Source organism: Campylobacter sp. IFREMER_LSEM_CL2151 (assembly GCF_025771725.1).
GTDB classification, from domain to species: domain Bacteria; phylum Campylobacterota; class Campylobacteria; order Campylobacterales; family Campylobacteraceae; genus Campylobacter_D; species Campylobacter_D lari_C.
Genome location: NZ_JAKMQT010000001.1, coordinates 1 through 13,039 on the forward strand (window position 1 = coordinate 1; position 13,039 = coordinate 13,039).

Annotated in this window: 15 protein-coding genes and 1 pseudogene; 7 read left to right on the top strand and 9 right to left on the bottom strand. The window is 29.9% G+C overall.

Going from position 1 to position 13,039, the window contains the following annotated elements:
• From L8V82_RS00005 to argS, 4 genes and pseudogenes are all read left to right on the top strand, one after another.
• Positions 1 to 353, top strand: a pseudogene (locus L8V82_RS00005) (hypothetical protein); the annotation flags it as partial.
• Positions 350 to 964, top strand: a complete 615-nt coding sequence (locus L8V82_RS00010; protein ID WP_039628617.1) for a deoxyguanylate kinase / guanylate kinase — start codon at positions 350 to 352, stop codon at positions 962 to 964. The pseudogene L8V82_RS00005 and the gene L8V82_RS00010, both read left to right, overlap by 4 nt.
• A gap of 1 nt (position 965) precedes the next feature.
• On the top strand, positions 966 to 1,205 hold the full coding sequence (locus tag L8V82_RS00015; protein ID WP_039618758.1) for a twin-arginine translocase TatA/TatE family subunit: 240 nt from the start codon (positions 966 to 968) through the stop codon (positions 1,203 to 1,205).
• Between the two features lie 9 nt (positions 1,206 to 1,214).
• The gene (gene argS / locus L8V82_RS00020; protein WP_263723577.1) at positions 1,215 to 2,810 is read left to right on the top strand and encodes an arginine--tRNA ligase; all 1,596 of its coding nucleotides are present in this window, start codon (positions 1,215 to 1,217) and stop codon (positions 2,808 to 2,810) included.
• Here argS and L8V82_RS00025 read toward each other — a convergent pair.
• The 6 genes from L8V82_RS00025 to L8V82_RS00050 all read right to left on the bottom strand — a co-directional run bounded on the left by L8V82_RS00025 (position 2,801) and on the right by L8V82_RS00050 (position 6,582).
• The gene (locus L8V82_RS00025; RefSeq protein WP_012661791.1) at positions 2,801 to 3,325 is read right to left on the bottom strand and encodes a threonine/serine exporter family protein; all 525 of its coding nucleotides are present in this window, start codon (positions 3,323 to 3,325) and stop codon (positions 2,801 to 2,803) included. The two genes, argS and L8V82_RS00025, sit on opposite strands and share 10 nt — an antisense overlap.
• On the bottom strand, positions 3,322 to 4,098 hold the full coding sequence (locus L8V82_RS00030) for a threonine/serine exporter family protein (RefSeq protein ID WP_263723578.1): 777 nt from the start codon (positions 4,096 to 4,098) through the stop codon (positions 3,322 to 3,324). The genes L8V82_RS00025 and L8V82_RS00030 overlap by 4 nt, the downstream gene beginning before the upstream one ends.
• Before the next feature lie 143 nt (positions 4,099 to 4,241).
• Positions 4,242 to 4,856 carry a DedA family protein gene (locus L8V82_RS00035; protein WP_263723579.1) on the bottom strand — a complete coding sequence of 205 codons (615 nt, stop codon included), beginning with the start codon at positions 4,854 to 4,856 and terminating at the stop codon, positions 4,242 to 4,244.
• A 49-nt stretch (positions 4,857 to 4,905) separates the two neighbouring features.
• The gene (locus tag L8V82_RS00040) at positions 4,906 to 5,334 is read right to left on the bottom strand and encodes a trehalose-6-phosphate synthase (protein WP_263723580.1); all 429 of its coding nucleotides are present in this window, start codon (positions 5,332 to 5,334) and stop codon (positions 4,906 to 4,908) included.
• A 48-nt stretch (positions 5,335 to 5,382) separates the two neighbouring features.
• Entirely contained in the window at positions 5,383 to 5,865 is a 483-nt protein-coding gene (locus L8V82_RS00045) for a peptidylprolyl isomerase (RefSeq protein WP_263677775.1), read from the bottom strand.
• 9 nt (positions 5,866 to 5,874) lie between these two features.
• Positions 5,875 to 6,582 carry a YebC/PmpR family DNA-binding transcriptional regulator gene (locus tag L8V82_RS00050; protein WP_039618745.1) on the bottom strand — a complete coding sequence of 236 codons (708 nt, stop codon included), beginning with the start codon at positions 6,580 to 6,582 and terminating at the stop codon, positions 5,875 to 5,877.
• Positions 6,583 to 6,662: 80 nt separating this feature from the next.
• Here L8V82_RS00050 and L8V82_RS00055 point away from each other — a divergent pair, with 80 nt between their 5' ends.
• Genes L8V82_RS00055 through L8V82_RS00065 form a run of 3 tightly spaced genes read left to right on the top strand, consistent with a single transcriptional unit; the run spans position 6,663 to position 9,510 of the window.
• Complete coding sequence (locus L8V82_RS00055; RefSeq protein WP_263723581.1) at positions 6,663 to 7,208, top strand: GNAT family N-acetyltransferase; 546 nt, start codon at positions 6,663 to 6,665, stop codon at positions 7,206 to 7,208.
• Positions 7,209 to 7,400, top strand: a complete 192-nt coding sequence (locus L8V82_RS00060) for a heavy-metal-associated domain-containing protein (protein ID WP_263663078.1) — start codon at positions 7,209 to 7,211, stop codon at positions 7,398 to 7,400.
• Positions 7,390 to 9,510: a heavy metal translocating P-type ATPase gene (locus L8V82_RS00065; protein WP_263723582.1), complete on the top strand. Its 2,121-nt coding sequence runs from the start codon at positions 7,390 to 7,392 to the stop codon at positions 9,508 to 9,510. Before L8V82_RS00060 ends, L8V82_RS00065 begins: the two co-directional genes overlap by 11 nt.
• Before the next feature lie 61 nt (positions 9,511 to 9,571).
• On the opposite strand, the gene L8V82_RS00070 is transcribed toward L8V82_RS00065, so the two are convergent.
• The 3 genes from L8V82_RS00070 to msrP all read right to left on the bottom strand — a co-directional run bounded on the left by L8V82_RS00070 (position 9,572) and on the right by msrP (position 13,011).
• Entirely contained in the window at positions 9,572 to 11,467 is a 1,896-nt protein-coding gene (locus L8V82_RS00070) for an NAD(P)/FAD-dependent oxidoreductase (RefSeq protein WP_263723583.1), read from the bottom strand.
• Positions 11,468 to 11,557: 90 nt separating this feature from the next.
• Positions 11,558 to 12,118, bottom strand: coding sequence for a sulfite oxidase heme-binding subunit YedZ (locus L8V82_RS00075; RefSeq protein WP_263723584.1), 561 nt, complete (start codon positions 12,116 to 12,118; stop codon positions 11,558 to 11,560).
• Complete coding sequence (gene msrP, locus L8V82_RS00080; protein ID WP_257396805.1) at positions 12,118 to 13,011, bottom strand: protein-methionine-sulfoxide reductase catalytic subunit MsrP; 894 nt, start codon at positions 13,009 to 13,011, stop codon at positions 12,118 to 12,120. The genes L8V82_RS00075 and msrP overlap by 1 nt, the downstream gene beginning before the upstream one ends.
• Positions 13,012 to 13,039 lie beyond the last annotated feature (28 nt).

Sequence of the window (13,039 nt, forward strand, 5' to 3'; positions counted from 1 at the left end):
AGGAAAATATAGAGGAAAATATAGAGGAAAATATAGAGGAAAATATAGAGGAAAATATGGGCGCAATTTTAGATGATACACAAGATGAGTTTGCAAATTTAAATGAAAATGATATTATGTTAGCTTTAGGTGAAGAGCTTACTCCAGCTATTGTAGAAAAGAAAGAAGAGAGCAAGATAAATACTGAAGAAAAAGTAGAAAATTTACAAGAAGATGAAATGGTAAATGAGCTTAGTAAAAGCATAGCTCAAACTATTACTTCAAGTATTACTGATGATACTTTAAAAGCAGCCTTAAAAGGTATGAAAATGAATATAAACATTAATATAAGCTTTGATGAGGATAAACATTGAGTGGTCAAATTTTAATCATCTCAGGACCAAGTGGAGCAGGGAAGAGTACCTTGCTTCAAAGGCTTTTTAAAGAAAAAGATAATATTTATTTTTCTATTTCAAGTACAACAAGAGCTCCTAGAGAAAATGAAAAAAATGGAGTAGATTATTTTTTTATCAGCGAAGAAGAATTTAAACAAGGCATAGAAAAAGGCGATTTTTTAGAATGGGCTTTGGTGCATAAAAATTATTATGGCACTTCGTTAATCCCTGTAAAAAAAGCATTGCAAGAGGGTAAAAGTGTTGTTTTTGATATTGATGTGCAAGGTTTTTGTATAGCTAAAGAAAAAATGCCTGAATATATTACTTCTGTTTTTATTACAACCAAAAATAAAAAAGAACTTGAAAAAAGATTGCTTAAGCGAAATACTGATAAAATAGAAGATATTAGCAAAAGATTAGAAAATGCTAGCGATGAAATGGCTTATTTGGATCGATATGATTTTTTAATCATAAATGATGATCTTGAAAAAAGCTATAGGGAGTTAGAAGCAGTTTTTGAAGCTTCAAAATTAAAAAGTACAAAACATGATTTAAAACAAATTCAAATTCAATGGAATAAAGGAGAATAAAATGCATATGCCAAGCGGAACTCAATGGCTGATTATATTACTTATTGTAGTGTTACTTTTTGGTGCAAAAAAAATTCCAGAGCTTGCTAAAGGCTTAGGAAAAGGTATTAAAACTTTTAAAGATGAAATGAACACAGAAGATGATAAAAAAATCGTTCAAGAAGATGCACAAAAAATTGAAAAAATCAATGAAAAAGATGTTCTTGTAAAAGAAAATAACGAAGAAGTAAAAAAAGCTTAAGGCAATACATTGAAAACTTTAGTTTATAAAGAAATTAAAGAAAAACTAGGAAGAGATTTTATCTTAGAAAATCCTAAGAATAAAAATCTAGCTCACTTTGCAACACCTTTGGCTTTTTCTTTAGCTAAAGAATTAAAGCAAAACCCTATGATAATTGCCAATGATATTGTTGCTAAATTAAAAGATTGTGATTGTTTTGAAAGTGTAGAGGCTTTAAATGGTTATGTAAATTTTAAACTTTCAAAAGCTTTTTTAAATTCTTTAGCTACGCAAGCTTTGAGTGATAGTGAAAATTTTGCAAAAGATGATAAAAAAGAGCAGAGTTTTTTACTTGAGTATGTGAGTGCAAATCCAACAGGGCCTTTACACATAGGACATGCTAGAGGAGCTATTTTTGGCGATACTTTAACTAGGGTTGCTAGGCATTTAGGATATAAATTTGATACAGAGTATTATGTCAATGATGCGGGTAATCAAATTTATCTTTTAGGTCTTTCTATATTACTTGCAGTGAAAGAGCATTGTTTAAAAGAGCAAGTTCAATATCCTGATGAGTATTATAAAGGTGAATATATCGTAGATGTAGCAAAAGAGGCTTTTGCTGAATTTGAAAAAGATTTCTTTGTAGAAGAAAACATTCCGCAATTAGCACTTTGGGCTAAAGATAAAATGCTTAAAATTATCAAGCAAAATTTAGCTGATGCTAAGATATTTATTGATGCTTATGTGAGTGAAACAAGCTATTATAATGAATTAGAAAATACTTTAAAAGCTTTAAAAGAGCATGGTGGTACTTATGAGCAAGATGGTAAAATATGGCTTGCATCAAGTGCTAAAGGCGATGAAAAAGATCGTGTGATTATTAAAGATGATGGAAAGGGAACTTATCTAGCTGCTGATATAGTTTATCATAAAGACAAAATGAGCCGTGGTTATGATAAGTGTATTAATATATGGGGAGCTGATCATCATGGCTATATAGCTAGAATGAAAGCTGCTATGGAATTTTTAGGCCATGATAGTCAAAATCTTGAAATTATTTTAGCGCAAATGGTTTCACTCTTAAAAAATGGCGAACCTTATAAAATGAGTAAAAGAGCAGGAAATTTCATCTTAATGGGTGATGTTTTAGAAGAGCTTGGTAGTGATGTGTTAAGATACATTTTTATTAGTAAAAAATGTGATACACATTTAGAGTTTGATGTAGATGAGTTTAAAAAAGAAGATAATTCTAATCCTGTGTATTATATTAATTATGCTCATGCAAGAATTCATCAAGTATTTGCTAAAGCAGGTAAAAGTGCAAATGATGTTATGCATGCTAAATTTGAGAGTTTAAATGAAGATGGTATGAATCTTTTATTTGAAAGTTTAAATTTAAAAGCAGTACTTAATGATGCATTTGAGTCAAGATCCTTACAAAAAATTCCTGATTATTTGAAAAATTTAGCTTCTTTATTTCATAAATTTTATAATGAAAATAAAGTTGTTGGCTCAGATAATGAGGATGAGCTTTTAAAACTTTTTGCTGTATGTGCTTTGAGTATTAAAACAGCTTTTGCGCTCATGGGAATAGAAGCAAAAAATAAAATGAATCACGATTGATTTTGATCGTGATTTTTACTTTTTTTAATACTTCTTGTCATCATAAAGCTTTGCTCAAAAAACAAAAGTAAAGTCACGCTTACTCCTACTGCTAAGGCTAGTGTTACTGAAAGTGTTGTAAAAAAATGATCGAAAAATTGAATCAAGAAATTAGTCTTTTCGCTAATATCTTCTGAGCGTATAAAAGAAATCAAATACAATATGGCTTTATATGCATAAATTCCAGGTATCATAGGAATGAGAGCGGGAAAAGCTATGATTTCAGCAGGTGTTTTAAAAATCTTAGCTAAAAATAAACCAAGACAGCCTATACTAAAAGAAGCTATAAAGGTTGCAATAGCCAAGGTTTGAAAACCAAAATATCCCATCAAAGTAAAGCGCATACCATGAGCTATAGCAGCTAATATGGCTGAAAGTATGAGTGTTTTAAAGGGCGGATTACACACATAAGCAAAGCCAAAACCTGTTAAAGCTGCAAAAAACATATCCCAAAGTATAGAAGAATAATCAATCATCTTAAAATCCCAAAATCATTAATACCAAGAGTAGTATAAATTCCAATGGCAATGCAACATACTAATATCGCCACGCTTATAATACGACTAAGTCCCATGAGTATATGATCTTTTAAAATGTCTATAACGGAGTTTATAAAATAAACCCCAGGAATTAAATACAATATACTAGAACCCAAAGCAACATTAGCTTCTTGCACGAGTTTTAAATCCACTCCAAAAAATACAATAAAAGAGGATAAAAAAGAACAAATAATGTATTGAATTCTTAAATCAATTTTTATTCTAGTAAGTAAAACTCTCAGGCTAAAACCCACTAAAGTAGCTAAAAACACAAATAAACAGCCATAAAAATCTCCTCCAAATAGCTTGCAAAATGCTGAGTTTGCCACTGATACTAAAAACAAATTCGCTAAAAAAGGATTTTTTGTGCTTTGTTTGAGTTTTAAAAGAGAAAATTTAGCTTCTTCTAGGTTGTATTTATGATCATGAATTTGCCAGCTTAATGCGCTAAGTGCTAATATAAGTTTAAAGTTAATATGATTGTGTTTATTGGGTATGATATAGGTTCTTTGTATGGAATTATCACTTTTGTCAAAAATATTTAGTGTGGTATGATGAAAGAAAAAATTCATGTTAATCTCATAACCATATGCATTAGCTATCCTTCCAACGCACTTTGCCACTCTTGCTGTGTAAGTTCCAGCGCTTAAAAAAACACTAATGTATTCGATTAAAAAATCCGTTAAATTTTGAATTGATGGTTTTTGCATAACATTTTTCTTTGAAATAGTTTTTATAAGATTTTATCAAAAATCAAATATAAAATCATATAAATTTAAAGGTTTTTAGAAAAATATATATTAAATCAAAGAAAATTATAAAACACCTAGCTAATTAAACTAGGTGTTTAAAATTAGAAATTTTTAAAGTGTTTTTTTCTTTTTTGGATATAGATATAAATAGCTACAATCATAATGGCAAAAACAATACAAGCTACAATAACAAAATGCAAATACTCTTTGATTAAATCTTCATTTTTACCTAAAATATAACCTAATATAAGCAAGATTAAACACCAAATTCCAGCCCCCAAACTAGTATAAAATATAAACTTTTTCAAATTCATTCTTGCAAGTCCAGCAGGTAAAGAAATGTATTGACGTAAACCAGGGATTAATCTACTACTAAAGGTTGATATTTCACCATGTTTGTTAAAAAAAGCTTCAAATTGAGCAAATTTTGCTTCATTAACTCCAAAATATTTGCATATTTTTAAAAGAACCTCCCGCCCTAAAAAATAACATAAATAATAATTAAGCAAAGCCCCCAAAAGAGCTCCAAAAGTCCCACAAAATAGACATAGCCAAAAGTTAAGCTCGTTTTGATGAGCTAAATATCCAGCAGGTATCATCACTACTTCGCTAGGAAAAGGAAAAAAGGAACTTTCTACAAACATGAGAAAAATAATCCCCCAATAACCCCAATCTTTTGCAAGAGTGAGTAAAAAATCTATAATATCACCAAGCATAAATAACCTTTATTTTTTAAGCTAATGATATAAGTTTAGTTTTAATGTTTTAAAAATATAGCATCGCTTTTGCGCAAATGACTATTAAAATACATAAAATCAATGCAATCAAGTGAGATTTTAAAGGGTCTTTTCTTTTTAAAACTTTTATAAAAAATAAAGAGTAAAAAGTCAAAACTAGCATTGTTATTAATAATAAAAGTTTGATAAATAAAAATATGCCAAAATTACTTGCAAAAAAATCCCAAAAAGAGTTAATTTCATAAAAACTTAAAAGATAAAATCCACTTAGTAAAAGTAAGATAAAAATACTAGCAAAGATAATAATACTTGATTTAGTATAGGCTTTTTTGATTTTATCGCAATCTTCTTTACTTTGGTATTTATAAGCAAAGTGATAAACACATACATCAAAAAATACATAAGCTATAAAAAATACAGCACAAATAAGATGAATACAAATAAAAATAAAATGCATAGTTAATCTCCTTAAAAAATCATAGCACAATTTTAAGGAGATGTAAAATTAAAGTTTTTCTAAAATTTGGATAGTTTTGATTTTATCTCCTGCTCTAATGCTATCTAGTACTTCCAAACTTTCTTTATCTTCAGGATTGATTTGTCCAAAGATAGTATGTACTCCATCTAAATGAGGTTGTGGGCTATGGCAGATAAAAAATTGCGATCCACCTGTATCTCTACCAGCATGAGCCATAGATAAACTACCTCTTAAGTGCTTGTGTTTTTGATCGTCACATTCACATTCTATCTCATAGCCAGGACCACCTGAACCTATACCATAAGGACAACCACCTTGTATCACAAAATTTGGAATCACACGGTGAAAAACAAGCTCATCATAAAAACCATCATTAGCTAAATTGGCAAAATTACACACAGTTTGCGGTGCTTCATCGGGAAATAATTCTAATTTCATATCGCCTTTTTCGGTACTAATGATAGCAAAATTGTATTTTTTTGCATCTTTTGTGTCGATTTTTTTAAGCATTTTTTGCTCCTATTCTATGTTGGTATAAACTGCTTGTACATCATCATCATCTTCTAATTTATCAAGCAATTTTTCAATATCAAGAAGTTGTTCTTCACTAAAACTTACAGGATTGTTAGCAAGGTATTCAAGTCCTGCTTTTTTAAGCACTAAACCTTTTTTTTCTATAGCATTGCTAAGCTCACCAAAAGCAGTGTAATCACCTATAATTAGTAACTCCTCTTCATTTTGCTCAAGTTCTTCAAGTCCTGCATCAATGAGTTCAAGCTCAAGTTCTTCTAAATCTCCATCATATTTTTCAAGATGAAAAACAGCCTTGTGTGAAAACATAAAAGTTAAAGAGCCATTTTGTAAAATTTCTCCACCATTTTTACTAAAAATAGCTTTTACATTTGCTACTGTGCGTGTAGGATTATCACTCATACATTCAACGATGATTAAAGCTCCATGCGCTGCTTTTCCTTCATAGTGGATATTTTTAATATCAGCACTATCTTTTCCACTTGCTCTTTTAATAGCTGCATCGATATTGTCTTTTGGCATATTATTAGCTTTTGCAGTAGCTATGGCACTACGAAGCTTTGGATTCATATCAGGATCAGCTCCGCCTTCTTTTGCTGCTACTTGTATAGCCTTTGCAAGTTTTGGAAAAAGTTTGCTCATTTTATCCCATCTTGCTTCTTTAGAGGCTCTGCGATATTCAAACGCTCTTCCCATAAATTCTCTCTTTCTTATATTGTTTTAAAGTTAAAAGTATAAACTAAGAAGTCTAAATTTGATTTTAAAGGAGTAAAAGAGTGATTAGAAAAGCTAGGAAAGATGATGTTAAAAAATGCATACAATTGCTTGCTTTGGCAATGGATCATTTTATATATAAACTTAGTGGTTATAATGATCATAAAAAAGCCATAGAGGTTTTAGAAAATTTCTTCACTCAAGAAAATAATCGTTTAAGCTATGAAAATATATATGTTTATGAAGAAGATAGGGAAATTTTAGGTGCGATTTGTTTTTATGATGGGGCTTTGGCGGATGAGCTAGATAAGCCTTTAAATGATCATTTAGAATTTTTAGAAATCAATGAAAAAGTTTTAAAAGAATGCGAAGATGAATTTTATTTAGATAGTATTTGTGTGGATGAAAAAGCAAGAGGGAAAGGTATTGCTAAGAAATTGATCGAATGCGCTTTCAATGAAGCTTTGAAAAATGGTAAAAAGCTTTCATTAATCGTAGAAGATGAAAATATAAATGCAAAAATGCTTTATGAAAAAATGGGCTTTAAATTTATAAAAAATAAAATTTTTCACTCTCATAAATATGAATACAGAGAAAAAGGAGAATAAATGATTATAAAAACTAAAAATATTAATTGTCAAAGTTGTGTCAATTTAATCAAGGCTTCATTAGAAGATGAATTTGGTACTATGCAAATAAATGTTGAAACAAAAAGCATTGAGATTGATTTAAAAGCAGAGCAAGTTGAAGAGTTCAAAAAACAATTGCAAGATTTAGGTTTTGAGATAGATGAAGCATGAGTTAAAATTAAAAATAGGCAATATGACTTGTGTTAATTGCTCTAATGCTATAGAAAAAGTTTGTGCAAAAATTGATGGAGTAGAAGATGTAAGTGTTTCTTATGTCAATTCTAGTGGAGTGTTTTTGCTCAAAGATTTATCTTTGGAAGAAAAAATCAAAGAAAAAATCAAAGCTTTGGGTTTTGAGATATTGCAAGAAGAGCAAAATTTATACGAGTTTAAACTCAAAGAGCTTAAAAATATGAAAACAAAGCTTATCATGAGTGTATTTTTAAGCTCCATTGTGATGTATTTTGAAATGTTTGTTCAAGGAAATGTTTCTGCTTTAATTCAAATGTTTTTATCTGTGATAGCGATTTTTTATTGTGGAAAAAGTTTTTTTATCCACGCTCTTAAAGGATTAAGGCATAAAAATTTAGATATGAATACCTTGATATCCTTAGGCGCTTTTACTTCTTTTGTATATTCTTTTTTTGTGTATTTTGAGGTATTTAGTAAAGATGGTTATTTGTATTTTAGTGGTGGAGCGATGATTATAAGCTTTGTTTTATTAGGTAAATACTTAGAAGAAAAGGCCAAATTTAAATCCTTAGAATATCAAAACAAATTAAAAAACATAGATATTAAAAAAGCTAATATAATCTTAGAAGATGGAAGTATAAAAAGCATACCCAGTGCTTTTGTAAAAGAAAATGATGTGATTTTAGTAAAAGAGGGTGAAAGCGTTGTTGCTGATGGGGTGATTATAGCAGGTGAAGCTGAGGTTGATGTGAGTTTTTTAACAGGAGAATTTTTACCACTTTTGAAAAAGCAAAATGATGAAATTCTAGCAGGAAGTGTGTTGATTAATGGAAGCTTAAAGATTAAAGCTAGTAAAAAGGCGATTGAAAGCTCATTAGAACAAATTAAAGATCTTGTTTTTAAAGCAGGCAATATCAAAACACCTTTAGCAAATTTAGCTAATAAAATTTCAGCTTATTTTGTAGCTTGTATTATTGTTTTATCGCTTTTTGTGTTTGTTTTTTGGTATTTTAAAGAAGGAATTAATGCAGCGTTTTTACATGCTTGCGCTACGCTTTTAATCTCTTGTCCTTGCGCTTTGGGCTTAGCAACCCCTATAGCCATAGTTAGTGCTTTGGCAAATGGAGCAAGAAATTTTATCTTAGTGAAAAATCCAGCGGTATTAGAGAATTTATCCAGTATAAAACTTGCTATTTTTGATAAAACAGGCACTTTAAGTCAAGATGAATTAAGTGTTTATAAGCATAATCTTACTCAAGAAGATTTTCAAAAACTCACCCAAATTGAAAATTTAAGCTCACACCCAATCGCAAAAGCTTTTGCTAAAAAATTAAATATAAATTTAAATTTACAAGGAAAATTAAGTGTTTTAGTGGGCAGTGGTTTGCTTTATGAAGAAAATGAAGATAAATATTTAATAGGCAATGAGAAATTAATGCTTGAAAATGGTGTTGATATACAAAAAAGCAAACAATTTTTGCAAGAATTTGAAGATCAAGCGCCTATATGCTTGTATTTTGCAAAAAATAAAATTTGTCTTGGCGGGGTTTGTTTAAAAAATGAACTTAAAAACGAAGCTAAAGACTTGATAGCAAATTTAAAACAAAAAGGTATAAAAAGTATTATTTTAAGTGGTGATAATGAAAAAAGTGTTACTAAAACGGCAAATGAATTAAATGTCAATGAATTTCATTTTGATTTAAAACCTGAGCAAAAGCTTGATTTTATAAAAGAAAAAATCAAAAAAGAAAAAGTGCTTTTTATAGGAGATGGTATTAATGATGCCCCTGCTTTAAATTTAGCTAGTGCAAGTATAAGTTTTTCCAAAGCAAGTGAGCTTGCTAAAAAAAGCGGAGATTTGATTTTAATAAAAGATGATTTATCATTAATAACTTATTGTTTTGAGCTTTCTCAAAAAACTAAAAATATCATCAAACTTAATCTTTTTTGGGCTTTTATTTACAATGCTTTGTGCATTCCTATTGCGGCAGGTTTTGTGCCATTTATAAGTCTTAGTCCGCATTTGGCAGCTTTGGCAATGTGTTTTAGTTCGGTAACAGTTGTACTAAATTCTTTAAGATTACGCTAGATATTTTTTTAAGCAATATTTATAAGAGTTAATTCATCAAACTCCTAAAAGGAGTTTGATTTTATAGTTCATTAACAGCACGATATGCTTGATCAATTGCTGCGTGCATATAAGCATCCCAATCAGCATCTGAATTTGCTATAACGATATTTCCAAAAGGTTTTCTTGCAAGCTCTATAGTTTTTTGTGCTTCTTCGCTATCATCAAACAGACTGTTTTCTGTATATGAATAACAGTGTCCCCAACGATTTACAACTATAGCCTTAATGTCTTTTTCATGGTCAAATCCAGCCGAGCCTAACATGCCTTGAAGTTGATCGCGAACGATTTTTTCATGTTCTTCAAAACTCATAGTGAATAATAAATTTCTACCCACTCTAGCTCTATCTCTTGCATCCATTCCTTCAAGGTCGATTCCTTGCATAGAAGCAAATACTAAAGGCGAGCATACCATATGAACACAAATAGGCTTTTTAGGATCTCTTGGGTGATGGTATCCTCCCATATCCACAGGATAATCAAGCTTGGTTCTAGCATAAGGCATTTTTGGTGAATAAATTTCATGTACTCCAAGTTTTATAAATGGTTCCCAGTTACTTATAATAACATTTGTGTGTAAAAGTGATGTTTTTACATTTTTACTCAAAGCATCTTTTTGATCTTGTGGCATACTTGGTACTATGTATGGAATCATACTATTATAATTTGCCATTACAACTTTTTTAGCTTTTACTCTGTAGTTTTTGCCTTTATTAACATAAGTCACTAAAGCTCCATCTTTTGTGTTTTCTACATTTATAACAGTGCTGTTTAATCTTAAACGCACTTTGTTTTTAGCAAGATCAAGTTTAGAATAATCAAAATGAGCTAGAGTAACTTCATCCATATCTTTGCCTTTTTTAGATACATCAGGAATTAATCTTCTAACCATTAATCTAGCAACAGTAGCATTACCATCAGCGCAGTGGTGGATGTATGGTTCTTCCATTTCAGCTAATGCTTCTCCTTCGATTGGATCAAGACCAAGCTTGTCAAAACCAGGTAAAAATGAAGCTCTAGCATCTTCACAAGAAACAGCATCAATACCCAAAGCCAAAAAGTCATCTGTCATACCTTCAAAGAATTTTACAGCTTGTGGTGAAAGCTTAACTTTTTCTTCTAAGAATTTTTTATAGCTTGTTTTTGCTACATACTCATCTCTTTGCTCTTTTGTCAAGCCTTTTAAATAGTCTTTTTCGCTTTTAAATAAAGCAATTAAATCTTTTTTATCTTTTTCATTAAGAGGAAAATCACCTATAAAAGCTTCAACACTTCTGCCATTATGTCTTCCCTCAGGAATATCATCACAAATTACTTTTCTAGGGTTGCCACTTACGACCTTATCTACTCCAAATTCAGCCTTAGAAAAATACACACCCCTGCTAAGATTTAAATCAGGATAAAAATTTACATCAAAACGTTTAGCAAGCTCATCAATATCCACACCCAAAGATGATAATAAATCTACTACTTCTTTAGAATATAACGCCTTTGGTGATTGAAATGTTTCGCTACCACCATAACTTAAAATAGTACCATCTTCTAAATCTATTTCATTTCTTCTAGCATGTCCACCAAAATCATCATGATTATCAAGGATAAGAATTTTTTTATCTTTTCCAAATTTGTTTTGATAAAAACAGGCAGCTGCTAAACCACTAATTCCAGCTCCAACTACAACCAAATCATATTCTTGTTTAGGTTTGATAGCGCTAAAGTCAAATTTTTCACCATCTCTTAGCATATGTGCAAATTCATAACTTGCATTATTGCTACCCCTTAGTCCAAGCCATTTTGGAGGATAGTATTCTTTGGTAAAATCTTCGATTTTGGCTTCTTTACCATATAATACTTGCAAAGGAGTCATTCCTGCAAGTATAGTTAAAGCCATTCCATTTAAAAAATCTCTTCTTTGCATGATTGTCCTTAAAATAAGATATATCAAGTCTTATTTTAAGAATATATTTATATATTTACTCTTAAAAGTGTTTCATTTGAATACAAATTTTTATAAAAAAGTTACTTTTTTTCTCTTTTTATAATTTTTATATAGTTTAATAAGTAGAAAAATCAAGGCTAGACTTAAAGCTAAAAAATGTGGAATTTGTGGTATTTTTGCAGATAAAAAATAATGCCAAGCTACTAGCAAAAAGCAAAAATATCCAAGTTTTCTTATTTTACTCATTTTTTTAAAAAGCTTAAATGAGCTTATAAACATAAATGTGAGTATAAAAAAGCTTACAAAACCACTAAATTCTAAATTTTTACTAAAAGTATCTTTGAAAAAAAGTATTAAATCTAAATTTTTTCCAAAAGCAAAATAATTAAAAAAGTGAATCAAAGCCCAAAAAAATGCATAAAAACCTAAAAATTTAGGGTAATCTTTTGTGTGTTTATACTTTAAAAGTGAAAAAAACAGGCTCAATCCAAAAAAGATTAAGCCGAATATACCACTATAAAAATATACAGATTTTACAATATCAAATTCTTGCATGATTTGATAAATACTAAAAATAATACTTAAAGCAAAGGCTAAAAATCCACCGATATTATAAACTTTTTTGCTCATTAAAAATTAACCTTTAAATCCATATCTTTATACAAATGTGCTACTTCTTTTTCATAGCCATTAAACATTTGTGTAGGCTTGGTGAAAAAATCTCCCAAGGGACGCTCATTTGCTTGAGACCATCTTGGATGAGAAACATTTGGATTAACATTGGCATAAAATCCATATTCTCTAGGGTTTGCTAGCTCCCATGTAGTTTTAGGTTGTTCTTTGGTAAATTCTATTTTTACAATAGATTTTATGCTTTTAAAGCCATACTTCCATGGAACTACAAGACGAATCGGCGCTCCATTTTGTCCTAATAAAGGCTTTTTATACATACCCACAGCCATAAGCGTTAGTGGATGCATAGCCTCATCTAATCTTAAACCCTCTACATAAGGATAATCAAGAGTTGGGAAAAATGAAGCTTGATCGGCAAATTGATTTTTATCAAAAAGAGTGGTAAATTTTATAAATTTAGCCTCACTTTTGACTTTGCATTTTTCTATTAAAGCACGCAATTCAAAACCAACCCAAGGCACTACCATAGACCAAGTTTCAACACAACGAAATCTATAAATTCTCTCTTCTAAAGGAAAGGCTAATAAATCTTGCATGGTTAAAGTCAAAGGCTCTTCAACTTCCCCGCTAACTTCTATTTTCCAGCCGTTTGTGTTAAAATTTTTCGCAAGCTCTACGGCTCTTTTTTTATCAGTAGAAAATTCATAAAAATTTACATAATTAGTCGCAATTTTTTCATCGCTAAGTTTTAATTTTTCATTATTAGGATCAGGAAAGAAATTTAATGCCATCAATTCAGATTGAACTAAGGCTGAACTAACTAAAGCTCCAGCACCTAGTTTTAAAAAATGGCGTCTTTTTTTATATAATTGTTCGTTTGTGATATTCATAATTTTCCTTTATAAGTTTTGTGATATT